Origin of the sequence: Anaerovorax odorimutans, from assembly GCF_024459955.1 — a bacterium.
Taxonomy (GTDB): domain Bacteria; phylum Bacillota; class Clostridia; order Peptostreptococcales; family Anaerovoracaceae; genus Hominibacterium; species Hominibacterium odorimutans_A.
This window is the reverse complement of record NZ_JANFXK010000012.1, coordinates 1-26,558: the sequence shown is the minus strand read 5'-3', so window position 1 is coordinate 26,558 and position 26,558 is coordinate 1. Positions and strand designations below refer to the sequence as shown.

General features: G+C 46.9%; 23 protein-coding genes. 4 read left to right on the top strand and 19 right to left on the bottom strand.

Annotated features, from left to right (window positions below):
• Positions 1–91: 91 nt before the first annotated feature.
• The 5 genes from NE619_RS11200 to NE619_RS11180 all read right to left on the bottom strand — a co-directional run bounded on the left by NE619_RS11200 (position 92) and on the right by NE619_RS11180 (position 7,523).
• Complete coding sequence (locus NE619_RS11200) at positions 92–1,756, bottom strand: APC family permease (RefSeq protein WP_256132507.1); 1,665 nt, start codon at positions 1,754–1,756, stop codon at positions 92–94.
• 147 nt (positions 1,757–1,903) lie between these two features.
• Positions 1,904–3,181: a sensor histidine kinase gene (locus NE619_RS11195; RefSeq protein WP_256132506.1), complete on the bottom strand. Its 1,278-nt coding sequence runs from the start codon at positions 3,179–3,181 to the stop codon at positions 1,904–1,906.
• The gene (locus NE619_RS11190) at positions 3,178–3,996 is read right to left on the bottom strand and encodes a LytR/AlgR family response regulator transcription factor (RefSeq protein WP_256132505.1); all 819 of its coding nucleotides are present in this window, start codon (positions 3,994–3,996) and stop codon (positions 3,178–3,180) included. Before NE619_RS11190 ends, NE619_RS11195 begins: the two co-directional genes overlap by 4 nt.
• A gap of 150 nt (positions 3,997–4,146) precedes the next feature.
• Positions 4,147–5,790: an APC family permease gene (locus NE619_RS11185; protein ID WP_256132504.1), complete on the bottom strand. Its 1,644-nt coding sequence runs from the start codon at positions 5,788–5,790 to the stop codon at positions 4,147–4,149.
• A 107-nt stretch (positions 5,791–5,897) separates the two neighbouring features.
• On the bottom strand, positions 5,898–7,523 hold the full coding sequence (locus NE619_RS11180) for an amidohydrolase (protein ID WP_256132503.1): 1,626 nt from the start codon (positions 7,521–7,523) through the stop codon (positions 5,898–5,900).
• 205 nt (positions 7,524–7,728) lie between these two features.
• On the opposite strand from NE619_RS11180, the gene NE619_RS11175 reads away from it, so the two are divergent.
• Positions 7,729–9,057 (top strand): MerR family transcriptional regulator, encoded by a 1,329-nt coding sequence (locus NE619_RS11175; protein ID WP_256132502.1) that lies wholly within the window; start codon positions 7,729–7,731, stop codon positions 9,055–9,057.
• Positions 9,058–9,068: 11 nt separating this feature from the next.
• On the opposite strand, the gene NE619_RS11170 is transcribed toward NE619_RS11175, so the two are convergent.
• The 5 genes from NE619_RS11170 to NE619_RS11150 all read right to left on the bottom strand — a co-directional run bounded on the left by NE619_RS11170 (position 9,069) and on the right by NE619_RS11150 (position 15,081).
• Complete coding sequence (locus NE619_RS11170; RefSeq protein ID WP_256132501.1) at positions 9,069–10,706, bottom strand: amidohydrolase; 1,638 nt, start codon at positions 10,704–10,706, stop codon at positions 9,069–9,071.
• Between the two features lie 223 nt (positions 10,707–10,929).
• Positions 10,930–11,589, bottom strand: coding sequence for a hypothetical protein (locus NE619_RS11165; protein ID WP_256132500.1), 660 nt, complete (start codon positions 11,587–11,589; stop codon positions 10,930–10,932).
• A gap of 17 nt (positions 11,590–11,606) precedes the next feature.
• Positions 11,607–13,415, bottom strand: coding sequence for an SH3 domain-containing protein (locus NE619_RS11160; RefSeq protein WP_256132499.1), 1,809 nt, complete (start codon positions 13,413–13,415; stop codon positions 11,607–11,609).
• 162 nt (positions 13,416–13,577) lie between these two features.
• Complete coding sequence (locus NE619_RS11155) at positions 13,578–13,853, bottom strand: DUF3343 domain-containing protein (RefSeq protein ID WP_256132498.1); 276 nt, start codon at positions 13,851–13,853, stop codon at positions 13,578–13,580.
• A 16-nt stretch (positions 13,854–13,869) separates the two neighbouring features.
• A complete protein-coding gene (locus tag NE619_RS11150; RefSeq protein WP_256132497.1) occupies positions 13,870–15,081 on the bottom strand; it encodes a D-alanyl-D-alanine carboxypeptidase family protein in 1,212 nt (403 codons plus the stop codon).
• A 424-nt stretch (positions 15,082–15,505) separates the two neighbouring features.
• On the opposite strand from NE619_RS11150, the gene NE619_RS11145 reads away from it, so the two are divergent.
• Together NE619_RS11145 and hcp are read left to right on the top strand one after the other, a co-directional pair.
• Positions 15,506–16,213 carry a 4Fe-4S dicluster domain-containing protein gene (locus NE619_RS11145; protein ID WP_256132496.1) on the top strand — a complete coding sequence of 236 codons (708 nt, stop codon included), beginning with the start codon at positions 15,506–15,508 and terminating at the stop codon, positions 16,211–16,213.
• 21 nt (positions 16,214–16,234) lie between these two features.
• On the top strand, positions 16,235–17,824 hold the full coding sequence (hcp, locus tag NE619_RS11140; protein ID WP_330640723.1) for a hydroxylamine reductase: 1,590 nt from the start codon (positions 16,235–16,237) through the stop codon (positions 17,822–17,824).
• Between the two features lie 378 nt (positions 17,825–18,202).
• Here the strand turns inward: hcp and NE619_RS11135 are convergent, their stop codons facing one another.
• The 9 genes from NE619_RS11135 to NE619_RS11095 form a co-directional block, all read right to left on the bottom strand.
• Entirely contained in the window at positions 18,203–19,087 is an 885-nt protein-coding gene (locus NE619_RS11135) for an SPL family radical SAM protein (RefSeq protein ID WP_256132495.1), read from the bottom strand.
• Between the two features lie 70 nt (positions 19,088–19,157).
• On the bottom strand, positions 19,158–19,526 hold the full coding sequence (locus NE619_RS11130) for an ACT domain-containing protein (protein ID WP_256132494.1): 369 nt from the start codon (positions 19,524–19,526) through the stop codon (positions 19,158–19,160).
• Positions 19,527–19,546: 20 nt separating this feature from the next.
• The gene (locus tag NE619_RS11125) at positions 19,547–19,807 is read right to left on the bottom strand and encodes a hypothetical protein (protein WP_256132493.1); all 261 of its coding nucleotides are present in this window, start codon (positions 19,805–19,807) and stop codon (positions 19,547–19,549) included.
• Between the two features lie 77 nt (positions 19,808–19,884).
• Positions 19,885–20,847 (bottom strand): DUF4097 family beta strand repeat-containing protein, encoded by a 963-nt coding sequence (locus tag NE619_RS11120; protein ID WP_256132492.1) that lies wholly within the window; start codon positions 20,845–20,847, stop codon positions 19,885–19,887.
• 111 nt (positions 20,848–20,958) lie between these two features.
• Positions 20,959–21,621, bottom strand: a complete 663-nt coding sequence (locus tag NE619_RS11115) for a helix-turn-helix domain-containing protein (RefSeq protein ID WP_256132491.1) — start codon at positions 21,619–21,621, stop codon at positions 20,959–20,961.
• 204 nt (positions 21,622–21,825) lie between these two features.
• A complete protein-coding gene (locus NE619_RS11110) occupies positions 21,826–22,455 on the bottom strand; it encodes a CatB-related O-acetyltransferase (RefSeq protein WP_256132490.1) in 630 nt (209 codons plus the stop codon).
• A gap of 525 nt (positions 22,456–22,980) precedes the next feature.
• Positions 22,981–23,370 carry a helix-turn-helix transcriptional regulator gene (locus NE619_RS11105; RefSeq protein WP_256132489.1) on the bottom strand — a complete coding sequence of 130 codons (390 nt, stop codon included), beginning with the start codon at positions 23,368–23,370 and terminating at the stop codon, positions 22,981–22,983.
• Positions 23,371–23,485: 115 nt separating this feature from the next.
• Complete coding sequence (locus NE619_RS11100) at positions 23,486–24,358, bottom strand: AAA family ATPase (RefSeq protein WP_256132488.1); 873 nt, start codon at positions 24,356–24,358, stop codon at positions 23,486–23,488.
• Between the two features lie 27 nt (positions 24,359–24,385).
• Positions 24,386–25,408: a GNAT family N-acetyltransferase gene (locus tag NE619_RS11095; RefSeq protein WP_256132487.1), complete on the bottom strand. Its 1,023-nt coding sequence runs from the start codon at positions 25,406–25,408 to the stop codon at positions 24,386–24,388.
• Positions 25,409–25,588: 180 nt separating this feature from the next.
• On the opposite strand from NE619_RS11095, the gene NE619_RS11090 reads away from it, so the two are divergent.
• Positions 25,589–26,558, top strand: a 970-nt coding sequence (locus NE619_RS11090) for an Rpn family recombination-promoting nuclease/putative transposase (protein ID WP_256132486.1), incomplete at its 3' end; no start/stop codon positions are given.

Sequence of the window (26,558 nt, the reverse complement as noted above, 5' to 3'; positions counted from 1 at the left end):
CATTCCGAAGACAAAGAAAAACCATGAAATGGTCAGCACCGTTCCATGGTTTTTCGTATTTTAAGAAGCAGATCCAATAAAGCAATCTGATCTATTTTTTGGCAGGCTCCACTTTCTTGGAAATAATATAGAATATTATAGTCGCAATGGCGCATACTGCCGTAAATACATGCAGGCCCGTATAAATGATCGTGGTAATCGTATCCACATTGGCGTCCGGCAGCATTCCGTCAAAATAAGAATCCGCTTCCCAGCCATTCTCATACCAGGGCATGAAGAAACAGGCAATCACATTGAAGATGGATAACAGCAGGAGCATAAATGCTATCTTTCTCGTGTCGCCCACCGCCAGTCCTGTCCTTTTATTGGCAGGGAACAGCTGTGGATTCTTCTTGGTAAGCCCGCCATACCGCCTTCTCCAAATATAGTACAGAATCGTTCCCGAAACCATTCCCACCGCGCCGGCCAGATAGCAATCCGACCCATTGATAAAGAAGGAGAACAGAGCGACGCAAATCGGTACGATACAAATTACCGACAGCACTCCCGATCCGCCCGGAATTTTAAATTGATACTCCTCCTTTGGAATTCTCTTCCTTAAAACAATTGCTGAGATGTAGACGAGGATATACGATGCCACCAGCATGGTTACGTCAAGTATAATAATAAAACCAAATGGCAGCATGCACAGAAGCAGGCATACAACCGCAACCGTCGAGATCGCAACATATGGAACACCATGTTTTTTATCACATTTGACCAGTATCTGCGGAGCAAGATGGTCATCCGCCAAGGAGAAAAATCCTCTTGATCCTGACGCTATATATGTATTGAAAATCGAGCATTGGGCTAGAATCGCAATGATGACGAAAATTACGCCAAACGCCGGTCCCCAGAAGGTTGCGACCACATCGCCGTACCCAACTCCATCACCGTCAGGAGCCCAGTCCTGCCATTGCCCCAGTGAACCCAGACCTGCTACCGTAGGAATGATATAGACAGCCGCAATCAGCGGAACCGTAATCAGTGTCGCCTTGGGAATTACCTGCGGATTGGAAACTTCTCCCGCAATGGTAGACATGGATTCATAGCCTGAATACATCCACATGCCAATTGAAATCCCCCCGGCAATCAGGAAGAACCAGTCACTGATACCATGTGTCTCCGTAGCCGTCATTTGGAAAGAAACGTCCGTTCCTTCTCCCCAATGCAGAAAACCGCATATTGCAACCAGCCCAAAGGCTACCATTACTAAAATTGACAGGATGGTACTCACCACTCCGATATCTTTCACACCGCGGATATTAATATACACGAAAACCAAAATAATTGCCGCTTTAAGTAAAAATTCTTCCGGCCTGCTGAAATTCCATTGTGATGAAGCATAGCCTCCTGCCAGCACAACATAAGAAACCATATCAATGTAGATCGAAACCGTCCGCCACCAACCGGCCTGAAATCCCCAGAATTCACCAAGGGCTTCCTGTACCCATTTGTAATATCCGCCCTCCTGCGGTCTCGCCGAGCCCAGCTCAGATGCCACCAGGCTAAAGGGCAGGGCCCAGATAAAGGGAAGAATACACAGTATCACGATTGTCAGGCCCGGGCCGCAGGCAGGAATGATTTCCTCAATACCATAACATCCGGCTGCCACTAAGCAGAAAATCATAAAGACAACGGTCGAAACTTTAATGTCATGCTTCTTCAGTCCATGATCTCCTACCTCAGCCCCTCTCATCTTTTGAACTTCCGACATTGCTCTAACCTCCTAACTATTTATGTAAAACACAATAGAATTATAGAGCTTTCAAAATTTTTTGACAATATATCTGTTATATCATGCCGGAAAGGGGCTTAAAATGCGGATGCCAATTACAAAATCACATTTCATCTAAAAAAAACATCACTTCATACGGATCGTAAAAGTGAGCAAGTCATCTCTCAAATAGGATTCCATCTTAAAGCCGTGCCGTTTTACAATATCCCTTATGTTTACCATGCCGTAACCCCGGTTACGCCCCTTTGTACTGAAGCCGGGCCTGTTTGCTTTTTTAATCATACTTTTGCTGAAATCCTTGTTCACATAGTTTGACACTTCTATATAATCCTCTTCCAGGCAAACTGCCGCGTATCGTTTATGACCGTCCAATTCCTCAGCCGCTTCAAAGGCGTTATTGATAAGGTTCGCCAGCAATTCGCTCAGCTCGCTTTCAGGCAGGTCATATACGGGAAATGGCCTGGCGATATAGTAATCAAATCGGATGTCACGGGCTTCGGCAATACGTGACATTTTTAGAATATACGCGGCAATAACGGAATTATCGCTGATGATACTCCCGCCGGTTCTGCGATTTTTGTTCGCCCTGGTGATGCTTTCCGCATACTCAATGATCTGTTTTCTGCATTCCGGTCCGCCTCTTTCTGCGGTTCCGATGATCGTATTCAGCTGGTTTTTATACTCATGCTCCCGCTTGTTCAATTCTTCCGCCAGCTCTTTCAGATGCTCTCCATACTCACGGATTATTTTAATTTCATTTTCTTTATGCGAAATATCCACAAAATATTTTATTAAAAACAGATTCATAACAAAATAGAGGGCTGCCAAAAACGAAGTTTCATAATACCCCTCCCAGAACATCATGGAGTTGTCCAAAAATATGTTTGATAACATAACGATAGGAACAATTATACTTATGGAAACAATTAAGATATAATTGCTTTTATCCCGCAATATTGTATTGGCCTTTCGGGCAATACGGTTATCTCTGTGCAGAATCAGGTTACAGATGACGGCTATGGCCAGAAGGCCCGACATAATGCAGGAAATGCCATCCATTCCGTAATCTTTTCCAGGGATCAGGAGAACCCCCGTGGCAATCAATTCCAAAAGGAAGGTCGCTGCGGTTCCAAACACTAAATTTCCCACCAGCTCGGAAAGCTTTGCCGTCGTTGAAAGTTTCAGCCCAACAACGCACAAAAACAAGGCAACCAGTGGGATAAAGGAAGCATCAAAATAGTCAAGAACAATGATAACAAGCGATACGCCAAGACTTCCCAAAAACAGGGCCCTTACTTTCATCCGCCCCTCTCCGCCAAGGAGACTGCTAAAACAGTAGATAGACAGAACTTCCAGAAAAGACCGCAGCCAGTAAATATACCAGCCGGCAGCAATATCTATCATCCGTTATCATCCTTTCTGTTCTCTATCGCAGCAAAAACGTCGTCCTTATATGTCTTTGACAGCATACATTTTCTCCTGCTTGCCTGGTCGCTGTCTTTGAAAAGAATATCCCAGGATCGGTAATCAATTTTTTTGATTCGATCAATGTTTCTGATATTAACCGCATAGGATTTATGACAGCGCAGGAAATCAGGGGAATCCACACTTTCGATAAAGTCATCAAATTTCATTTTGACGCCGCTCACTGTCCTGTCGGTCAGATAAACAGTAATCGTTCTTCCGCTTATTTCCGCAAATAAAATATCATCGTATTTTACAACGAACACCTCTTCTCTGGTCTCAAGAAAAACGACTTTTTCCTTCTCCGGCGCAGGCATCCCGCCTCTGTTCTTTTGCTTCTCCAGTCCTTTTAACAGCGGCTCCATCACTTGGTTAAAGGTGTTCCGCACAAATGGTTTTTTGATATAATCATAGCAGTGATATTTTCTATGGGCCATCAGTGGGTTGGCGTCGGTCCCCGTTATAAACACAATTGGAAGCAGAGAAGTATCCTCCAGATTCCTTATTCTGTTGGCGAGAGAAAATCCATTGAGATCCGGCAGTTCAACATCCAGCAGAACAAGGTCAATATCACGTTCATAGATGATTTCCAGCGCTTTAAAGGCTTTTCCCGCCTTATGGATGTTCAGCCCCATATCCATCTCTTTTAAGCTGTCGCATACATATTCCATGTCGTCGTAATTGTCCTCCACTACCAGGATATTCAGCTTCCTTCTTTCGCCGGCGGCATTTTGATCTGGTTCCGATTTAAGCATACTTCACCCCCTGTTCCCATAATAACATTTATTCCCACTATAGACAAGAAAGGCTGCTGACTCAGAATATTCTTAATGGTAACCGACACGCATATCTCAAAACAGCAAAAAAATATCAGCCGGAATATATCCAGCTGATATTTTTTAAACTCAGTCTTTTGGAACCGGATCGACTTTCTTTCCAACCAGGAAGAAAATAGCTCCCAGCACCAGCATGGCAACGCCGCCCCAGCGGGCGATATTAATCATGCCCCAGAAATTGCTCATAATGCCTGATCCGTACGTTTCCAGATAGTAATCAGGACCCCATGAACCTTCATACCATACGAGGAAGAAGGAACCCAGGAAAGCGATGATGCCAAACAGCAGGAAGAACCACCCAAATCTGACCAGATCTCCCTTTGCCAGCTTTGTCTTAGGATTGATCGGATGCTGCTCCTTATCTTTCTTGTAGAAGCCGCCGTAGATCCATTTACAAATCGGATAGAAAATCACAGCTGCGATAATGGCAATGAATCCCAGTAGGAAGTATTCCGTTCCGTTTACCAGGAAGCTGATAATTCCCACGATTAACGGGCCTCCGCATATGTAAAGTGTCGCGAACTTGCTCTTTACATAGTAGAGGTCTCCCCTCTTTTCAACCGGATATTCTTTTCTGATCTTTACATATGCAAAGCCCAGGCCTACATACAGAACGAACAGAACCGGAGAAAGAATGGTAACCAGTACTTCGAAGTTTAAGTTTACCAGAATCAAGTTGATCGCTGCCAGAATCAGGATCGGCCATACAGGCACTTTTCTGTTCTTGGAAACCTTTGACAGGAATTTCGGGCAAAGATAATCCTGGCCCAGTACCATAAAGGATCTTGACGCGGATGCGATAGCCGCATTGAAAATAGCGCACTGCGCGATTACCGCAACGATCATAAAGGCTACGCCCGCCCATGTGCCTACGTGCTGATAAAGTACCGATGAATAGTCGATGCTGATACCCCATTCTGTCCAGGGGCCTGTGGATACGATACCGCCCAAAGTCGGCAGAACATAGCTCAGGGTAATAACCAGAATACCGATTTTCATTCCCTTCGGAATAACCTGCGGATTTTCAATCTCGCCTCCAAGGAATGAAATCGCCACATAACCGCAGTACATCCATACGCCAACGGCAATACCCGTACCCCAGCTGGAAAGCGCTCCCTGACCCTCTGGAACGATCGGATCAAACGGGCTGTACTGCCAGTTTACGATACCTACTACTGCTACGGCTGCGAATGCCAGCAGAATAATAATACTGAAAATCGTACTCAGCGTACTTACTTCTTCCAGCCCCATCAGGTTAACAATGGTAAAAACAATGATGATTGCTGCCTTCAAAAGAAATGCGGTCACCGGTGTTAAAGAAACAAACATGCCGATGTAATTCACCGCAAGTACCACATACGCCGCACCGGTCAGATACATGGCCAGCGCGATCCAGAATCCGAAGGAAAATCCCCAGAACTCTCCGAAGGCCATCTTGGCCCATACATAGGGCCCCGATTCAACCGGAGCCAAGTTCGTAAGCTCGGATGAATACAGCCCGATGGGCATACCCCAGAGGAGAGGAATCAGTACGAGCAGAATCAGGGTCAGCCCCGGACCTGCGGATGAAATCATTGTCTCAATACCAAAGGCTCCGCCGGCGCATGCGCAATAGATGAAAAACGTCATCGCTGCCAATGTGAATTTCTTCTTTTTCAAGCCAGGATGCGCGTCTACCAGCACTTGTCCGCCTGTGTAATTTGTCTTGGACATCTCAATCTCCTTTCATAAATAATTAAAATTGAAAAATAATTTCCCGGCCGCCTGAAAAATGACGGCCTATATACATACCTTAGCGGTTTGTATCAATTTATATATCCTTACGCTTTGTAAGTCGTCACGCCGTCCATGATCGTTTCACATACCTTGACTTTATGAATGTTTTCCGGATCGATCTCCAGAATATTTTCTTCAAGGATCACGAAGTCAGCGTATTTCCCAACCTCAATGGAACCGATCACATCCTCCATGTGCATCTGATAAGCGTTGTTTATGGTAAAGCCCTCAATGGCCTCTTTTACTGTCGTTCCCTCGTCATAAGGCTTGAGCATTGGGGCGTCCGGCTGACCGTACATTTTTCTGGTCACGCACATTTCAATGCTCTTAAGAGGTTCCCTTCCGTATTCGTCCACCGGGAAATCGCTTCCCAGGGCCATGCGCGCGCCCGCGCTGATCAAACTTCGCATGCGGAAGGTTTCATCGTTGATATGGCCCAGAACCTTATCCATCAGCGGGTTGCCGTACATCCACACACCGGTGGAGTTGGCGATAATGTTATATTTGCCGAACAGCTCCGCGTCCTCGGGCATTATGTACTGGGAATGGGAGCAGGTAATGCGGCAGTCCTCGTATCCGGCCTCCCGAACAGCCTTAGCCATCGCTACTACAGACTTTGCCGCCACGTCGCCGATGGCGTGCATATTGATGTCAAGTCCTGCTTTGGCGGCTTTCAGGCCGGTCTCAGCAGCTACTTCTTCATCCATCAGCGGTTTCACAACGGACCCGTCTTCAGGATACGGCTCGCTTATGGCCGCAGAACGGCTTTCCATGGTTCCATCGTTGATGATCTTGAGGAAGTTGATTCTGAACCGGTCGTCGTTATATTTTTTCTGAGCCTCAAGAATAGACGCTATTCTTGAATCAACGACCTCAGGGTCTTCCACATGACAGGTACATCCTGCGAATCGCTGCAGATACCTCCCATCTGCCTTAATTGCGTCCAGCGCCTCAAAATATTGTTTTTCCAGATAGGAGTACATACCCATATCCGCAGTTCCCGTAACGCCCATAGCCGCATAGTCCACGGAATTGGCCGCCAGCAGGTTAAGCACTTTTTCTTCATCAAAAAAGTTGATTTTACTCATAATCATAGCCTGAGATCTGCCTTCAACGACATGTCCGGCGGGATTTCCTTCGGCGTCTCTGGAAAAATAATGAAGTCCGGGAAGAGGATCCGGCGTATCCCTGGTAATGCCCGCTTCCTCAAAGCCTTTGCTGTTGCACCATGCCTCATGGGCGCCGCTTCCCAGGAAAAACATCGGCTTTTCCATACAGATCTCATCCAAAAGCTCCTTCTTCGGGCCCTTTTCATCGAAGATCCATTCCGCGTATCCCAGCCCGAAATAGGTCTTGTTGTCGGGATGTTCCTCTACATAACCTTTGATCTGCGCGAGACATTCCTCCAGAGTCCAATCTATGTCAAATACGATGCCGGACAGCACGTGGGCCGCCATTACAGGATGACAATGCCCGTCGATGAATCCCGGAAGCATCATCTTTCCCTTTAAATCATAAACCACTGCTTCATCATTCCAAAATGCTTCCGCACCGGCCTTATCTCCCACATAAACGATCTTATTCCCTTCAGTCACCACGGTATCTGCCCACTCGCAGTCTCTGTTTACCGTATAAATATTGCCGTTTGTATAAATCTTATATGTACTCATATTTCCCTCCGTTCGCCGTTGTAATTACTGTCATTTTATCAATTTTGAAAAGATTACAACTTTTCAATTAATTATATTATCTTTTTCTATAGTTTACGTCAAGATGCATTTTCATGTATTTTTTTACAAAACGCAAAGTGGCGCTTTATATTTTATGCTATAATAAGCGTTGCAGATCGTAAACTTTTCCCAAGGAGGCAATCATATGAAAATCGGAGAATTCTCGAAAAAATTCAACGTTTCCGTCGCTACGGTGAGACATTATATTAATCTTGGACTATTGGTTCCTGAAAAGAACGGGTTCCAATATGATTTTACGGATAATGACTGCCGTGAGATGGAAATTATCATTTCTATGAAAGCCACCGGGTTCAAGCTCAACGAACTGAATAAATACCTGAGCATACTACGCTTTTACAATAAAGACGATTACCTGCTCTATGGAAAACTTTTGGATTTTTTCACTGCCAAAAGGGACCGTTTGTATGAGGAGCGGCATCAAATTAATCAATATATCCGGCTGATCAACAAACAAATCAAAAAGATCGAGCTCAGCAGCACCCGTGCCACAGTGGGAACCGCGCCTGCCAATGCGGACAAAAGCCAGAGCCCTCTGCCCGGATTTCCGCTGAACACCGTAGGCCTGCTGCGCTGCCCCCACTGTCAGAGCCAGCCCCATCTGTCCCATGTGGACATTTCGGGAGATTCCATCGTGAACGGCGAGCTGACCTGTTCCTGCGGATATCATGCGGTTGTAAAAAACGGCGTTATGTACACCGGTGATATAACCGATCTTGAAAACGATCCCATTTTCCTGACGCGGTATTTCGGCGATGAAAACCTCATTACCAATGAAGACGGAATGCTTTTAATGGGAATGAACGATTACAGCAACGAATATCTCACCAACTTATATAAGGACAGCCTCTGGATTCACAAAAAGCTCAGCGTTTTTGATCTCCGCGGCAAAACAATACTGTTTCCCGATATTGCCTGCCAGTATCTGTACAGTTATTATGACAGCAGACAGGTCGAAGGCAGCACCTTCTTAGTCACTGCCCTATCGGAAAGAACGATCCATACGATGCGGCAGCATATAGTCAACGCCAATCCTCAGCTTAAGGTTGCCTACATTATCAATCAAAGCGGCCAGCTTCCCCTTAAAAGAAACTGTATTGACGCGGTAATTGACTATCTGGGGTCCAGCAATCTGGGTTTCTTCCAGACTACCCATTATTTTGACGCCATTGCTCCTTATCTGACGGAAAACGCCTTGATCGCAGGAGCTGTTGAATATTACGCCAAAGACAGCAAATCCGTCAAAAAAATCCATGAGCTCTATGCCCACGCCGCGCCCAATGCTTTTACCCTGGATTTTGCCATGGCCGCCCTTGACAGAAGCGGTTTTCACATTGAGAAAAGCGAAAAAATAAATGAAGGCTATGACCCCGGGCAGTTCTTTGAATATCATGTACCCGGGGATATCCGCTCCAATATGGTCTATCTCGCCAGACGCAGGCGTCCCAAGCCATAATGGGCCTGCTCCTACTGGCTGTCGCCGGCTTTGTATACGGTTTTTCCGTCCATAATGGTTTCGCACACCTTGACCTTGTGGATCTCTGACACAGGTACTTCAAAGATATTCTTTTCCAGAATTACCAGGTCCGCGTACTTGCCTGCCTCTATGGAACCCAGCTTGTCTTCCATATGCATCTGATAGGCATTGTTTATCGTGTAACTGGCGATACCGTCATCCACAGAAAGCTTTTCTTCATAAGGCTTCAAAACCGGCAGCTCAGGGTGGTCGAAAAGCTGTCTGCTGCAGCCCATTTCAATGCCCTTGAGAGGTTCTCTTCCAAACTCGTCAACAGGGAAATCCGAACCCTGGCCCATACGGCATCCGCCCTTTATCATGCTTTTCAGCCGGAAGGTGTGATTCTGCCTGTCACCGATGACCTTTTCCATATCCGGGTTTCCGTAATGCCATACGCAGGTGGTGTTGGCGATCACATTGTATTTGCCGAACAGTTCCAGTTCCTCGTCCTTTACATAATCGCAGTGGGAGTTGACAATACGGCAGTCATCATAACCTGCCTGGCGGATAGCCTTTGCCATCGCAAGAGTACCGCTTATGGCTTCATCGCCGATACCATGGACATTTATATCCAGGCCGGCTTCTGCAGCCTTGAGCCCCAGCTCCGCCAGCTCCTGTCTGTTGAACAGCGGTTCAACCATGGAGCCATCTTCGTCATAGGGCTTGCTCAAGGCAGCGGATCTTGTCTCCAAAGTCCCGTCGTTGATGATTTTCAGGAAATTGATTCTGAAATTATCCGTATCATATCTTGTTTTGTAATCCAACAGCCTCGGAAAAACAATGTCCACATCGCTCTTATCCGAAACCATACGTCCACAGCCTGTCATCCTCTGCTTGTAAGTACCGTTTTCCATCATAGCCGGCACGGTTTCAAAATACGCTTTCATTACGAATTCAGGCGCCCCCATATCGCATACGGCTGTAACGCCCATGGCTGCGTATTCATCGGAAGCCTTTGCCAGCGCCTCCTCGATTTTATCGGGATCAAAGAAATTCACTTGCTCCATAATCATATTCTGCGGGCCCATTTCCAACAGATGGCCGGTCGGGTTTCCCGCTGCGTCTCTGTGGAAATAATGGAAACCGGGAATTGGGTCCGGCGTATCCTTTGTGATACCCGCCAGTTCCAGAGCTTTCGTATTGACCCAGGCTTCATGGGCGCTGCTGCCCAGAATCATCATCGGCTTGTCGGCACAGATTTCATCGAGCAACTCCTTTTTCGGCCCATTTTCGTCGAAGATCCATTCGGCGTAGCCGATGCCAAAATACGTGTCATTATCGGGGTTCTCTCCAACAAATTTCTTTATCTCAGCCAGACACTCTTCTACTCCCCATTCCACCTGAAGATAGACGCCGCAAAGGTAATGAGACGCCATGACAGGATGACAGTGGCCGTCAATGAATCCCGGCAGCATCATTTTCCCTTTTAAATCCAGCACTTCCGCACCACTGTCCCAAAAAGTATCCGCGCCGGTTTTATCCCCCACATAGACGATTTTATTGCCTTCAATGACAACAGTATCCGCCCAATCGCGGTTTTCATTTACCGTGAAGATCCTGCCGTTTGTATAAATTTTACGTGCGCTCATAGTTTCCTCCCTCTGAATCCTGTACTTATCGTTTTATATTTTTTCAAAATTGAAACTTTTCAATTAATTATATCATCTTGGGTACAGTTAAGGTCAAGGTACATTTTCTTGTATTTTTTCAAAAGTGTAAGGTTATACTTTATGTTTTGTGAAAACCTGAAATAAACAAGGCTGCCACATCCGTTTTACCCACTGATGTAACAGCCTCCTCGGTTTTACATAATTATTTTTTCTTGCCTCTCAGTTTTTTAGCGATTACAGCGATCAGAGCGATAATGATCACTGCCAGTATCCCCAGCAGCGGATAATTGATGCCTGAGCCTTCTTTATCCTTCTGTTGAGTCAGATCCTGATCCATACCGGTTGTTTCATCTGCCGGCGACGTGGCAGGCTGGATTGTTGTTTCTTCCGTGGTCGTTTCCTGAGTGGTGCTTTCCTTCGTGGCTTCCGTCGTCGCCGCAGCGGTTATTTTTACGGTGCTGCCGGCGGAAGGGCTTCCCATGTCCTGGTCTCCGTCCAGATTCTGCGTTTCCAGTGTTTCCAGACTGAGCTTCACATTGCCGGAGTTCTTTGCCTTGAATTTGACTTTAAAGGAAATCTTGCCGCTGGCATCGTCAGCATAGGATTTCAGCTGCACCAGACCCGCGTCGCCCTGGCTGCTTCCGCCGGACAAATATTCCAGCTTGCTGTTGTCGTACGTCATCTGTCCGTTGACATATCCCAGCGAATCCCCTTTATAGGTCACCGTAACGGTTACCGTCTTACCCACCTGCGCCGAGCCTCCGGACACGGAAACGCTGGAGCTGGCGGCAAAGGCCGCCCACGGTACCAGAACAGCGAGCAGTACTGCCGCTGCTGTCCATATTTTGATTGTCTTTCTCATCTTATCTCCCCTGCCTGTCATGGTTTCGCGCATGGACTTGACGGCATGCTGCTGTAAACCGGGATATGGAATACGATCGGATAATTATCGCTAGCTTCATATGCGTATCTGAGGATCTTTCCTTCGCTCTCGGCTCCGGAAGTATTGGTCATATACTGATGGGCAGCCACATTGCTCAATCCGTTCATTACATTAAATTTCTTCGTATAATATGTATACTGATTGTTGGTCAGATAATTACTCGAATAATAGCTGGCCCCGCCGGACAGCGATTTTTCTATGGTGTTCCACGGTCTGCCATAGCTGGTAGCGCCGGTGCCCGCGCCCTTAGCCCACCACAGGCCTCTCTGAGTGGAATTCATAGTGCTGGTCGTATAGGCTCCGATATTAAAGTGGTTGTAGTAGCCTTTATAACCGGAATAGTTGCCGGATATGAGGCCGCTTCCGCCTCTCCAGCCCTGTTCCATAATTACCATAGCCGTAATCACGTTGGGGTTCACTTTGGAGTTCACGCCCGCGTTATACAGATAATTGATGTAGCTTGTGGTATTCATAAAGCAGTTGCTTCTGTTGACCATGCTCTTAATGGTATTCTTGTTCTGAGAAGCCGCGTCGAACTTATGATCCATGAACTGATAGATGGAGCTTTCCGTCAGGAAATTCCTCGGGTCCATGTAATAAGCAACGATCTTCTCAGAGGCTGCGTTCCATCTTCCGTCAAAGGCCGTATATTTTCCCGTTGAGCTGTTATACGCTCCCGGCGCTTTTGATTTCCAGGAGCTGGGTGAAGTCGGTTCAACCAGATTGATGCCGAGCTTCATTTCTTTTGACAGCATGCCGGACCAGTTAAGTCCCGTCTGCTGAGCTTTGAAGATCCACTGCGGATGGGCTTTGTGCAGGGTTCTCAGCTTCGCTTTATAGCTGTCCGGGAATCCCTGGGCGCTCATCCACGATTCAAACTGGGCGTCGTTCAGATTGGAGCCTCCCCCCGATGGCGTCTGTGAGCCGGATGAACCGGTCAGAGTCACATAGCTGGACAGCACGTATCCTTTTTTGGAGGACGAGTAGTTGAACTTGTACCATACCTGTCCCGAAGCATTGGTCACCTGGGAAAGAACGGTAATGGATTTTCCCTTGGCAACGGAACCGATCTTGGAATAGTTGGTTCCGGCCCCGCTTCTCACATTGAGCGGTCCATTTTTGATCTTAGCCTTTTTATTTACTGCGGTTTCTTTATTCTTCGATGCCGAAGAAGTGGTCTTTTTCACTGTCACGTATTTGGAGTGGACATAGCCGGTCTTGGAACCGAATTTGATCCGGTACCATTTGGCTTTATCCGTGCCCTTCTTTTCGCCGGTGATGGTTACGGACGCTTTTTTCTTCACTTTTCCGACCTTTTTATATTTGGTGCCCGCGTTGCTGCGCACGTTGAGCGGCCCATTCTTGATTGTCCCCTTCTTTGACGGTGAATAAGTCTTTAACTTGCCGGCAGAAGAGGAATTTTTGGAAGTGGACTTTACCTTCACGTATTTTCCGCATACGTACCCGTTCTTGGATTTGAATTTGAACTTGTACCACTTCGTTCCATTCTTATCCTTTTTCGTTCCTTTAATAGTTATGGTTTTCCCCTTAGCAATGGTCCCCAGTTTTTTGTACTTGGTTCCCGCATTGCTGCGCACGGTTAAAGGTCCGTTTTTAATGGTACCTTTCTGCGTAGCGCCATATACATCCGCCGTTCCCGCGGCAGGCAGGACTGCGAAAATCGTCATTACCATGAACAACGCTGTTATGGCCGCAATGCGCTTGCTGTTAATCCTTGTTGACATAATCTTTTACTCCTGTTACAAAAATTTCCCCCAAAATTCGAGTTTTACTCATTAGAGTTTACCCTATTGTCCCTGAAAAGTCAATTAACCGACAAACTTTTTACAAAAAATAGCAAGTAAAAAAGACTGTCATGCTTCTTTACCATAACAGTCTTTTCCTGTCTATTTGATCCGCCGATACTCCGGCTTTTCTTCCCCGTATTCCACGACAAAGATACCCTTGGCATCGATCTGGCTCTCTGCAAGTATCGCGATCACCTTTTGAAGGTCATGCCCTGTGATATACAGCGCCTGGCCGCAGGACCGCAAAAGCTGGGTGGGAACGCGCCTCACATCGGAAACGATTCCCCGCTCCATCAGTTTGTCTCGTGCGTACATAGCCTTGTAATAAGAAGAAAATGTCAATATATACTCTGAATTTATTTCAGGTCTGTGCAAAAAAAGGACCTCCTGTCTATATGATCTTTTTCATCATTTGTATGTAAAGATCCTTTATAGACGCTTTCTTTGCACTTTCAGCGGCAACAATGGGGAACCTCTCCTTTTCCACCCCATCCTGATATATGACAAGATGCCCCAGTTCCTGCCCTTTTTTCAGAGGCAGAGGCACATAGCCTTTCATTTCAATTCTCGTTTTGATGCTGTCTTTTTTCCCTTTTTTCACCAGCACAGCCACGTCGTCCTCCATGACCACATCAATCTTGGACGGAGCCCCTTTTTCCAGCTTGAGCGCTTTCTGCACCTGCCCTTTCTTCGCCACTTTGACGCTCTCATAATTGGAAAAACCGTAATCGAACATCTTGCTGATTTCCGCGAACCGGACTTTGGAGGTGGAAGCCCCCAGAATCACACCGATGAGCCGCGTTCCGTTCCGTTCCGCCGCGCCGGACAGACAGTATCCCGCGTCCTGCGTAAATCCAGTTTTGATGCCGATGGCTCCCGGATAGATTTTAATCAGCCGGTTGGTATTGGTCAGGCCGAAATCCTTTTCCTTGCCCGGCAGACCGACTTTGATGGTCGCCTGCCATTTGGTGAACCAGTTTTGCGTTTCCGGAAAACGAATCAGGGCTTTTGACATGATTGCTATATCATATGCGCTGGTGTAGTGATTTGACACAGGCAGTCCGTTGGTATTGACAAAATTCGTGTCTTTCATATCCAGCTCCGCCGCCCGCCGGTTCATCCGTTCCACAAACATTTCCACACTGCCGGCCAGGTGTTCGGCCAGGGCCACCGCGCCGTCGTTGGCGCTGGCCATAGCCACCCCCATGAGCAGTTCTTCTACCGTATGCTGTTCTCCCGGCTCCATGTACATCTGGCTGCCTCCCATGGCCGCTGCCCGTTCTGAAATTGTCACTTTATCCTTGAGACTGATCTTTCCCGACTCGCAGGCTTCCAGAATCAAAAGCATGGTCATAACCTTCGTTACGGACGCCGGCGGAAGCTTTTTATGAGCATCCTGTGCAAAGAGCACTTCGCCGCTGGTCGCATCCATGAGAACGGCCGCTTTCGCGTCCACTTTGAGCCCCGTTTCTTTTTCTGACGGTTCTACTCTGGCATTTACAATGGAAATGCTCCTTTCCTCGGGACGGAACCGGTCAATTCCCATAAAGCCCCCTATGAGCAGTGCCAGCACCAGGCATCCGCTGATAATCCTTTTTTTCACACAAAAAACCCCCTTGTTTGCAATAGCTACTACTAACATATTCGCCCCGTCAGGGTTTAGCACAATTAGTTCCCAATTTGGACTCGACACTTTTCAACATCCTCAAGTGGCTTTTTTATCAGGTCCGGCGGCTTTATCCACAAGGTTTTAAAAATCGTATACAATTTTATCCCAACTTTGCTGTGGATAAATACAAATTTGTAAATGTTGAAATTTCAATGTTTCTATGACTTTCAACAAATTGTTTATCCACAGTTTTTGCTTTTTCGGATTAAAGTTACTCAGTGACCCCATTTTATTCCAAATTCTGGGCATAACTTTTTAAAAAAAGAAGGGATTTCGTTGTATTTACAACATACTTATGAGGCGGCCTCCGGTAGAATGTGGGTAACAAATCAAACAGAGGATTATGGAGGAAACGTTTATGATAAGAAAGATCATTGAAATCAATGAAGAAAAATGCAACGGCTGCGGCTTGTGCGCACAGGCCTGCCATGAAGGTGCCATCGGCATGGTGGACGGCAAAGCAAAACTGCTGCGTGACGACTATTGCGACGGTCTGGGAGACTGTCTGCCGGCCTGTCCCACTGGAGCAATCACCTTCGTTGAGCGGGAAGCAGCTGCTTATGATGAAGCGGCGGTCATGGAAAAGAAAAAACAGCAGGCAGAGGCTCCGCTTGCCTGCGGATGTCCGGGAACCCAGTCCAAACATATTAAACGGGAAGATGCCGAAAACCCGGACCGGACGCAGGCCGCACCGGTACATACCCAGCTGAACCAGTGGCCGGTCCAGATCAAACTGGTCCCGGTACAGGCGCCGTATTTCAAGGACGCCAGCCTGCTCATCGCCGCCGACTGCACGGCCTACGCATATGGGAATTTTCATGAGAAATTTATGAAAGGCAGGATCACTCTCGTAGGCTGCCCAAAGCTGGATGATGTGGATTACACCGAAAAGCTGACGGAAATTATCCGCGAAAACGATATTAAAAGCGTAACGGTGGTACGCATGGAAGTTCCCTGCTGCGGGGGCATTGAAATGGCAGTGAAAAACGCCCTGCGGCAAAGTGGCAAATTCCTGCCCTGGCAAATCGTAACTATTTCTACAGACGGAAGAATATTGGACCGTTAGGAATTAAGGAGGAAATTTGAAATGAATCAGATGTTTTGTTATCAATGTGAACAGACAGCCGGATGCAGCGGCTGTACAGGAAAAATGGGTGTCTGCGGAAAGAGCGCTACGGCGGCCAATCTGCAGGATGAACTGACAGGTGCGCTGATCGGCCTGGCGCGGGCTTCCGACGGCAATCAGCCGGGACCATCTGCCCACAAAGCCATGATCGAAGGACTCTTTGCCACGGTCACCAATGTAAGCTTTTCCGACGAAGCCATCAAACAGCAGATCGAAGCAGTCCGCCGCGAAAAAGAAGCGCTGGTCCCTCAGTGCGGCCAGTGCGGAACTCCTTGTGTACGCAACGACGATTATGATATGGAGCTTTTATGGACTGCTGATGAAGATATCCGTTCTCTCAAATCGCTCATTCTTTTCGGGCTGCGGGGTATGGCCGCCTACGCTTATCACGCTCTTGTGCTTGGTTATACCGACGAGGAAGTGAACCAGTTCTTTTATAAGGGACTCTTCGCTGTGGGTGAGGACTGGACCATGGAAGAGCTGCTGCCTGTTGTCATGGAAACAGGAAAAGTCAACTTAAAATGTATGGAGCTTTTGGATAAGGCCAACACCACTGTCTACGGAACTCCAGCGCCGACCGAGGTGACCCTTTCCGTAGAGCCAGGGCCCTTCATCGTTGTCAGCGGCCATGATCTCAAGGATCTGGAACTGCTGCTGGCGCAGACAGAGGGAAAAGGCATCAATATTTATACCCACAGTGAAATGCTGCCGGCTCACGCCTATCCTGAGCTAAAAAAAAATCCACATCTGAAGGGGAATTTTGGTACTGCCTGGCAGAACCAGCAGAAGGAGTTCGACGCCATCCCTGCGCCTGTCCTCTTTACGACCAACTGCCTGATGCCTCCGAAAGAAAGCTATAAAGACAGAGTGTTCACAACGGAAGTGGTTTCCTATCCGCAGATGGTGCACATCGATGACAACAAGGATTTCACCCCTGTGATTGAAAAAGCGCTGGAACTGGGCGGATATTCCCAGACGCAACGCTTTACCGGAATCAACGGCGGAAATCAGGTAACCACCGGCTTCGGACACGGCACGATTCTTTCCGCAGCCGATCAGGTGGTATCGGCAGTCAAATCCGGCGATATCGGCCACTTCTTTCTGGTCGGCGGATGCGACGGCGCCCGCCCGGGAAGAAATTACTATACGGAATTCGTCAAACAAGCGCCGGAGGATTCCATCATCCTGACCCTGGCCTGCGGAAAGTATCGCTTTAACGACCTGGATCTGGGCACTATCGGCGGTCTGCCCCGTCTCATGGATATGGGCCAATGCAACGATGCTTACGGCGCGGTCAAAGTGGCTCTTGCTCTGGCAGAAGCCTTTGAATGCGGAGTCAACGATCTGCCGCTGACTCTGGTTCTTTCCTGGTTTGAGCAGAAGGCGGTATGCATTCTTCTGACGCTGCTTTCTCTGGGGATCAAGAACATTTACCTCGGCCCTACGCTGCCGGCGTTCCTCTCGCCCGGCGTTCTCGCATACCTGATCGACAATTTCAATATTCATAAGGCCTCTGCGCCGGAAGAAGACCTGAAAGCGATCTTGGGATAATCCATAAGGCTTTACAAGCAAACAGGCTGCCGCATCGGTTCGATAAAACTGATACGACAGCCTTGTTGTTTGTTTATTTGTTTGGGTGCGGGGCGTAAGTTCAAGTTTTGATCTGAGTTTGGTTTTGGTTTGCTTCTCCATCTTCTGCACTCTTACCCATATTCAGCAAAAAATCCTTCTTTTTGGATAAAAGTTGTGGGCTGAAAGGACTGTTTTGGCTCATTTACTGCCAAATGACCGGATTTTCAAAAATGAACCGCCGGAACCATTGAAAAGTTATCCAGATTCGCCTGTTTTAAAGCGAATCTGGATAACTTTTGTTTTATACGAACCGACCCGGGTAATCAGCAACGTTCTTCCGGGGCTACCGCCCCGTTTTCACAGTTCCATATCAGGCAAAAAGCTCAGCTGCTGCTTTGCCTCTTTATCCTCAAATTCCGTCAGGTACGCAAAGACCCGCTCCACGTCCCACAAGATCCCCTCTGCCTCGCAGGTTTCTCTTAACATGCGCATCAGATGCCGGTTTTGGCGGCTGTTCACCTGGTAAGCATTGCCGTATTCCCGCATATACCGTTCCTTCAGCCCCGGAAAATGCCGGTCCAGCTGCTGATAAAAATACTCCCTGTTTCCATCCCGCAAAGTCAGACCCATGCCAAAACAAAGAACCCCTTGCACCTTTGCTTCTATACAATAGTGGAGGAGTCCCCGCAGGTTTTCTTCCGTATCGTTGATATACGGCAGGATAGGGCTGATCCATACGACCGTCGGAATGCCGTGGTCCCTCATAACTTTGAGCATCTCAAAGCGCTGTTTGCTGGTTGCCACGTTGGGTTCCACGATTTTGCACAGCTTTTCATCATAAGTAGTGAGGGTCGTCTGCACAACGCATTTTGTCTTGCTGTTGATTCTTGTCAGAATATCCAGATCCCGCAGAATGCGGTCCGACTTAGTATGCAGCGCTGCGCCGAATCCGTATTTTTCAATCAGCTCCAAACATGCCCTCGTATGCCCCAGCTCCATTTCCAGAGGAATATAGGGATCCGTCATCGCGCCCGTGCCAATCATGCACTTCCTGCGCCTCCGCCTCAGGGCATCCTCCAAAAGCTCTGCGGCATTGGACTTGACTTCAATATCCGTAAACGCATGGGGCATCTGATAGCATCTGCTCCTGGAATCGCAGTAAATGCAGCCGTGAGAACATCCCCGGTACAGATTCATCCCATTTTTCGCAGAAAGAATTCCTTTTGCCTCTACAAAATGCACAGCCTCGCCTCCCGTTGTTTGTGTTTTTCTTTATTATAACGCGGCAAACACGACAGCTGTGTGGCCTGTTCTAATCCGCGATTTTATAGCCGTTCTCCTGCAATATGGAAAGCGCCTTCTCAAAGTTTTCTTCCTTTACCAGCACGTAGTCCGTGTTGTAAGTGGATACGACGAAAATGCCGATTTGATTGTCAGCCAGAATCCCGGATATCTTGGAGAGGATTCCGATCAGGGAAAAATCCAAGACGCCTTGAATGCGAAAAGCTTTCCATCCGTCCTCCCGTTCCAGCGTTTTTTGCGGAACGCTGCCCGTTTCACAAACCAGTGATAGCTCTTCATCCGTCTTTCCTATGAAGAAGAATTCGTCTTGCAGCTTAATTTGTGAAAGGTCTTCTACTTTGCATACGGAAAAATTCTTATTGATTTTTTTCAGTTCCATGTTCGATTCCTCCCTGTTGATCATTTATGTTTGTCTTCGTTGATTAAATATCTGGCCTGCTCTGCATCTTCCCGGTTAACGACAACCTCATACTGCCGTTCAAAACGGGACTGCATACCTGCAGGTCCGGTGATCCCCCGGCGGCCTCCTGTTACAGATCCGCCCCCGCTGCCATTATTGGTCTTTACTTTATACTTGATACCATTTTGCGCCAGCACATTTCTCACTTTTGCCAGCTCTCCCAGAGAGTAGCCCTGGTAAACCGTTTCCTTATTAAACATTTCGCCTCCCTGTCTTTCTGTTGAACAACACACAGGTTTATGAGGACATTATATCATAAAACACTCCGCGCCGCTTTTTAGCGGACGGTTATATTTCCGTTTTTGCTGGTCAGCTCAATTAGGACTTTTGGGTTCTTTCCTATGACGCCAGCCGCATTTTTTTCACCTACTGAGATCAGATCGTTGAAAGGTGTGGTGATCGTCCCGTTTTTGGCTGCGGCTGAGAATTTAAAGCTCAATTCTTTTGGAAGGTTGATTTCCAGGCTACCATTTTTGGTGCTGGCCGCTATGTCGCCAGTTGCTTTTGTAAAATGAAGTTTTGCTTTACCGTCGCCGGAAATGTTAAAGCTGCCGCCGCCCTCCAGTCCATCTATTGTCAGGCTTCCGTTTTTGGTTCGGCAGTCCGCATTTCCCACCGCATTTTTAATGGTTACATCTGCACCGGTGGTTTCGGTTTTGATATGTGCGGCAGTTATATTGCTGAGTCCTACGGAACCATTGGTACTGACTGCGCTCACTTTATCAGCTGTCAGGTCTGCACCTTTTATCTCTCCATTGGTAGTAACCAGCTGAATTGATTCCGCTACAAGCTCCGAGGCATGGATGGGGCTTTCGGTGGTGTCCAGCCGCAAATCTCCTGTCACTTCCAGCGGACTGGTTTCTATCGTGCCGCTGGTAGAATGAATGGCAAGATTCCCCTGGTAACTTTGCGGTATGTATAGCTCGATATAAGACTCAAGTTCTGAAAAGAAGGGTCGCTTCCCTTCTGTGACGAGCAGCGATCCGCTGCCTTCCGTGGTCTGAGCGTAATAGGTTTTCTTATTCTTACTCATGTATTCCTTTATGACGACCTTGTTTTCCTGCCCCTCCAGCAAAATGATACCATCTGCGTCGTAATCCAGCTCGATATTTTGGAACCGGTCGGTATCAAACTTCAAGGTATTGACAAGGGAAGGCACGACCTCGCCCCCGCTGCATCCGCAAAAAACAACCGTTATCATTGCCGTGCCCAGTAAAATGGATAGTAATCTCTTTTTCATAAGTTTATTCCTCCTTATTTCTTTTTAATTGAACCATTCATTCAATACAACTGTAAAATTTAACGGAGCAGAAATTGCTCCGCAAGTTTTTCTCTACGTTGTCGGATATCCCTAACACTTGTACGCATGAATCAAATTATCCAGACATACCTTCTTCGCCGTTTCCACCGGCAGATCCTTTTCCAGTTCAAAGGCATCATTCATGATATGCATGCCCCACCAAGACAAAGTCTCAATAATCAGCTGCACACAATACTGAATATGCTCTGCTTCGCGGAATGTACCGTTTTTTATATAACCGGTAACATAGTCCAGCATCTGGTCAAAAAAGCACTTTCGGTATTCCTTATAGATGTCCACCAGCTTTTTCAGAGCATCCGGATTCTTTTCAATCATCAGACATCCGATGCCGTACCGAGAGATAATATCAAAGGCATCCGAAAGCATCTGTTCCAGAGGATACTGATCCAAATCGTCAAGATGGGATGCAAACTCCTTTGTATTATTTTCAAACACCTCCATAATTTCCTCTTCTAAAGATACAAACACTCCCGGGTCGATTGGAAGCTCAAATTCTCTATTTATAAAATCCGGGTCAATGGCTCCCTTCATAATGAAATTCAACAGATCCTCTTTTCCCCCAAAGTAAACATACAGCATTCCAGTGGAAAGGCCGATCTCTTTGGCAATATCCTTCATCTGAGTTCGGGCATAGCCTTTGTTAATGAACAAATGACTGGCTGCCTGAAAAATAACATCCATTCTATTTTTCATTCTCTACCTCCGATATATAATTGAACGATTCATTCAATACAAGTATACTCGATCTCCTCCCATCCGTCAATCGTTAATTCTATTGGAAAATGCCGCGCTTTCATTACAAAAAAAGAACCGCAGCTGCAGATCACATTACTATGAATTACAGCTGCGGTATTTTTAATGAAAATATCTCCTGTCTTAGTCAGCGCATGGTCCTTTTTATTTCAGCTGTTCGATGCAGCCGGATTGTATGGCGCTGATTTTTTCGGCAATCTTCTCTCGCGGCCAGTCCCACCATTTGATTTCCAGCAGATCTGAAATCGTTTGTGCGGAATAGCGCTTTCGAATGGGTTTTGCCGGTATGCCTCCCACGATCGTATAAGGCGGCACATCCTTTGTAACCAAGGCTCTCGTCCCGATGACCGCTCCATCTCCAATGGTGATGCCTGCCATTATCACTGCCTCATAACCGATCCAGACATCGTTTCCAATGATGATATCGCCCTTATTATCCCAGGCCTTCGTCACATCCTCGCGCCGCAGGTCCCACTCCTCAAAGAAAAGGGGAAAGGGATAAGTGGACATTGAGGACATGGTATGGTTGGCGCTGTTAAAAAGAAACTTTGCGCCGCAGGCAATGGAACAAAATTTGCCGATCCTGAGCCTGTCATGGTTGATCGGGTAATGATACAGCACGTTATTTTTTTCAAATAACGTTGGATCATTGACAAAATCATTATACATCGTAAAATCACCAACGCTTATGTTGGGATTCGTAATTACATTTTTTAAATATACGGTTTCCCGGTCTCCCGTACGGGGAAAAATTTGCTTCTCCGGAATAGTCATTTGAAATCCTCCTGTTTCTGTTATTGAATATAGCTAACTATTCCGGCAGAAACAATGCAGAGTTTCATAGAAACCACCTTCCTTTCATTTGTGGTTATTATACAATTCACTGCGTGAAATGGCAATAAGGAGTTGTCTATTGGAGATTTCGGCCTTTTCGGTTACTTGTAAAAAATTCCAATTCCCGTTTTATGTTCCAGATGGCACTCTGGGTTGTTTTGTGAACATACTTTTCTCGAATTGTGTGGAATATCCGAACAATTCAGGGCCGTCTCAAGCAGCAAACCACAAATTTATATAAATATCTGTTAATTTAAAAGCAATAAAATAAATTTCAATATTTGTATAACCTCATTTTATATTCCCTTCTGCCGCAAAAGATACCATAGGAACATAAACCGCAGATTTTTTCAATTCGTCATCCCCATCCCATCCCCGCAGCTGCGTAATTCGTCCCGATCATTTTTTCATACGCAAGCTCCAGTCCCCCACATTTTGGAAAACGGCGTAGCCTTGACCCGCCACTCAGGATTTCTTTTTAACAATCATAAATATATATGCGAGGACATAACCGATAACGCCGCCTCCGATCCCCCAGGCACCTATATTCTTTGCGTCAAGGGACTCCGTCTGCAAAAGCCACCCTATCACCAGCCCCACGACCATCCCTGCGGACGCTATATGCCAGCATGCGCTTTCATCTGTCGTTTCCAGTTCTTCTTCCTCCCGCACCAGAGAATCCAAAGTCACATCAAAAAGATCGGCAATCGCTTTCAAATTCTCGATATCCGGCATTCCCTTTCCGGTTTCCCATTTTGTAATCGCCTGCCGTGAAACGTTGAGCATGTCGGCCAGCTGTTCCTGCGAATATTCATTTTTGGTTCTCAGTTTCTTTAATTTTTCTGCGAATGTCATATTCATCACCTCATGCTCAGCATAGCAAAGCCCGCCCTTTTTGTCTGCTACGTTTCCCGCTCACACCGCTACTATTGGTAGCATCATTGATTTTTCAACAGTTTTCAGGGGATTTTCAACGGCCGCTTTTCTCAAAGTCCGCCTCATGTTCCATAAAAAAATCATAATAAGCCCGTATATTTTTCAGTTCTGTCCAGGGTTTTACATCCACGATTTCTTCATCCAAATCGTAAATCTTAGCGTTTTCTATGGAAAGCAGAAAAGGCGAGTGGGTCGAAATCACAAACTGACAGTTGAAATACCGCGCCGATTCTGCCAGAAAATGCATCAGCTTTATCTGGTTTTCCGCCGAAAGACTGTTTTCCGGCTCGTCCAAAAGATAGAGGGCGTTCTCTGTGATTTTTTCTGAAAAATACATGAAAGCGCTCTCTCCGTTGGACAATTCTCTTACGTTGTTCATCAGGTTTTTGCGCACATACTGTGACTGGGTTTTGCTGCGGGCCAGGTTCGCCTTTTTCAGCTGCTCGTAATCATCCAGCGAGTGAAAAGCAAAGTCCGCATATTTTAAGCTTAGATATTCGCTGAACAGCTCTTCCCGTTTTTGATCGATCCCTTCGTTGAGAGCGCGGATATTCAGCATATAGTCGAATACATCATCACTGGTAATAATACAGCTTTTCTCAGGGATTTCCCGCTGCAGGCCGCAGCTGCACAGGAAATCTACATACTGCTGGAAAAAGGCAGAATGATTAAATGCCGTTTCCCTCTTTAATTTTAGTTTTTCGGCAATGATATTGAGAACGGTCGTTTTACCGGATCCATTGCCTCCGTATAAAATGGTGATGGGTTCAAAATCCAGGCGTTCCAGCCCTTTTTGAGAAAGAACTTTAAGCGGATAGGCGCTATCATAGCAGGTCCGCTTTTCATCCATAAAGAGACTGACCTCCTCATCTTCATAGGGAAAGAAAAAGGTATCTAAATAAATCATAACTGCTTTCCTCATCTCGAATTTTCGTTAGATATCAAGAACAAAATCTCTTATGTCATGCCTTTTGCCGTCCCGCTCAAAGGCGTTTTCATGGAGGGCGGTTTGGCTGAATCCCAGCTTTTGCAGGATCTTAATGCTGGCAATATTTTCAGTCACCGCATCGGCATAAAGTGTCGCGCCCGGATAGTTGTCCCGCATATAAGCTATGATCCAGCCGGCACTTTTTTGGCCGATGCCCCGGCCCCAGTTTTGGCGGCTGATCTGATAGAAAAAGCCGAACTCTTTTTCATTTATGGCCGGACAGCCTGCCATGCCGCAGATTTCCCCGTCATAAAACAGGGTAAATATGGTTGGGCGGTCCAGCTTCTTTTGATTGTCCAGGAAAACAGCCAGACGGCTTTCCGCCTCCTGCCGGCTGCACGCTTCCTTGATGTTCGTATACCGGATTACTTCTTCGTTGGCCCACAGCGCCGCCAGCCCATCAAGGTGCTTGGCAGAAGCCAACTGGCAGTACAGACCGTTTGTCCCATTACTGGCCCCCTGCCCCGGATATTCCTGCTTCAGATCGCACTGCATCACATAATCATCCATGAAAAAGCCGCTGCCAATATCGTTCTTTTCTTCCCGCACCTTCACAAAGCCCATATGTTCATAGGCCGCTATGACCGGGTTGTTCCTGTTCACATTGAGAAAAACAGAAGAAAGCCCGCGCCGGAGCGCCTGGTCAATCACGAAATTGAGCATCTCAGTGGCACGTCCTTTGCCCCGCTCCTCTTTGTCCAGATAAAATTTACTTAAATATAATTTGTAATCCTTTGGATAAAAAGAAAGAAACCCTATATTCTTAGCGTTCTCGCTGATAAAATAATAAGTCGCCCCGGAAGCAATCTGCCTGCTGATCGCTTCCGGGGTCTGAAACTTTTCAATCATGTATTCGTTCTGCGCTTCCCCGATGATCGGCGTAAAGTAATCCCTGACGATACGTGTCGCCAGAGCGGAAAGTTCATCAATTTTTTCATTTTCTGCTGCTGATATTGGGGTAAACTCCATAGCCTCTATCTCCTTTTGATTTTTCTCTATCATACCACAAAAGCATTCTATACTAAAGAAATTCCCAACCGGCTTCCAATCCATTATCAAATTCTTGTCATTTTTTATTTACATTTTATTCCATATATGTTACAATATATTCCAGTTAAATATTTACATATAATGAAGGGGATTATTGTCATGTTAACATTGAAAAACGACCTGCTCTTCAAAGCGGTCTACGGCCGGGAGGACGAGAAATGCAAACAGGCCCTGATCGCCGTACTGAATTTGATTCTGGACCGCAAGGAAGACCCGATTGTCCGCATCCACTACCGCAATCCCTTCAACGTCCGCAAATTCGAGACGCAGAAGGAATCCGTCCTGGACATCAAAGTGGAAACCGGCCAGGGTGAGCTGCTGGACCTGGAAATCCACCTGCTTTACGACAAAAACTTCATCGCCCACGGCATCTATTATCATGCGGGCATGGTTCTCGAGGCCTTGGAACCCGGGCAAAATTATGGTATGATGAAAAAAACGATCAGTATTTTCATCACGGATTATGTCCAGTTCGCGCAAACGGACCGGTACCATACCACCTTCTGCCTGATGGAACGCCAGGACTTGTTTCCCCTGACCGATCTAGTGGAGATGCATTGGCTGGAATTGGCCAAGGTGAACCCGGCCAGGGACAAAACCGTCAGCCAGATGAGCCAGTTGGAACGGTACCTGGAATACCTGCGTTACGCAGGCGACCCGTCAGAGGAAGCGTACCTGACGCAATTGCGCAGACAGGGCGGGAAGGAGATCGACATGACGGAGAGATTGCTCAAGGAAGCAACCGCTGAGCAGATCATTCGGGAACAAGCCATTGCCAGGGAAAAGTTCATCATGCGGCAGAAGTCACGGGAGCAGCAGGAACGGGAAACGCAGGAGGCGCTGCGGGAAACCGAGAATTCTTTGAAAAAGACCAGGGAAGCTTTAGGGAAAACCGAAAAGGACTTGGAGAAAACTGAGGAAACCCTGGCACAAACCGAAAAGAATTTGGAAAAAACCGAGGATTCTTTGGCACAAACCGAAGAAACTCTGGCACAAACCGAAGAAAATTTGGAGAAAACCGAGGATTCTTTGGCACAAACCGAAGAAACTCTGGCACAAACCGAAGAAA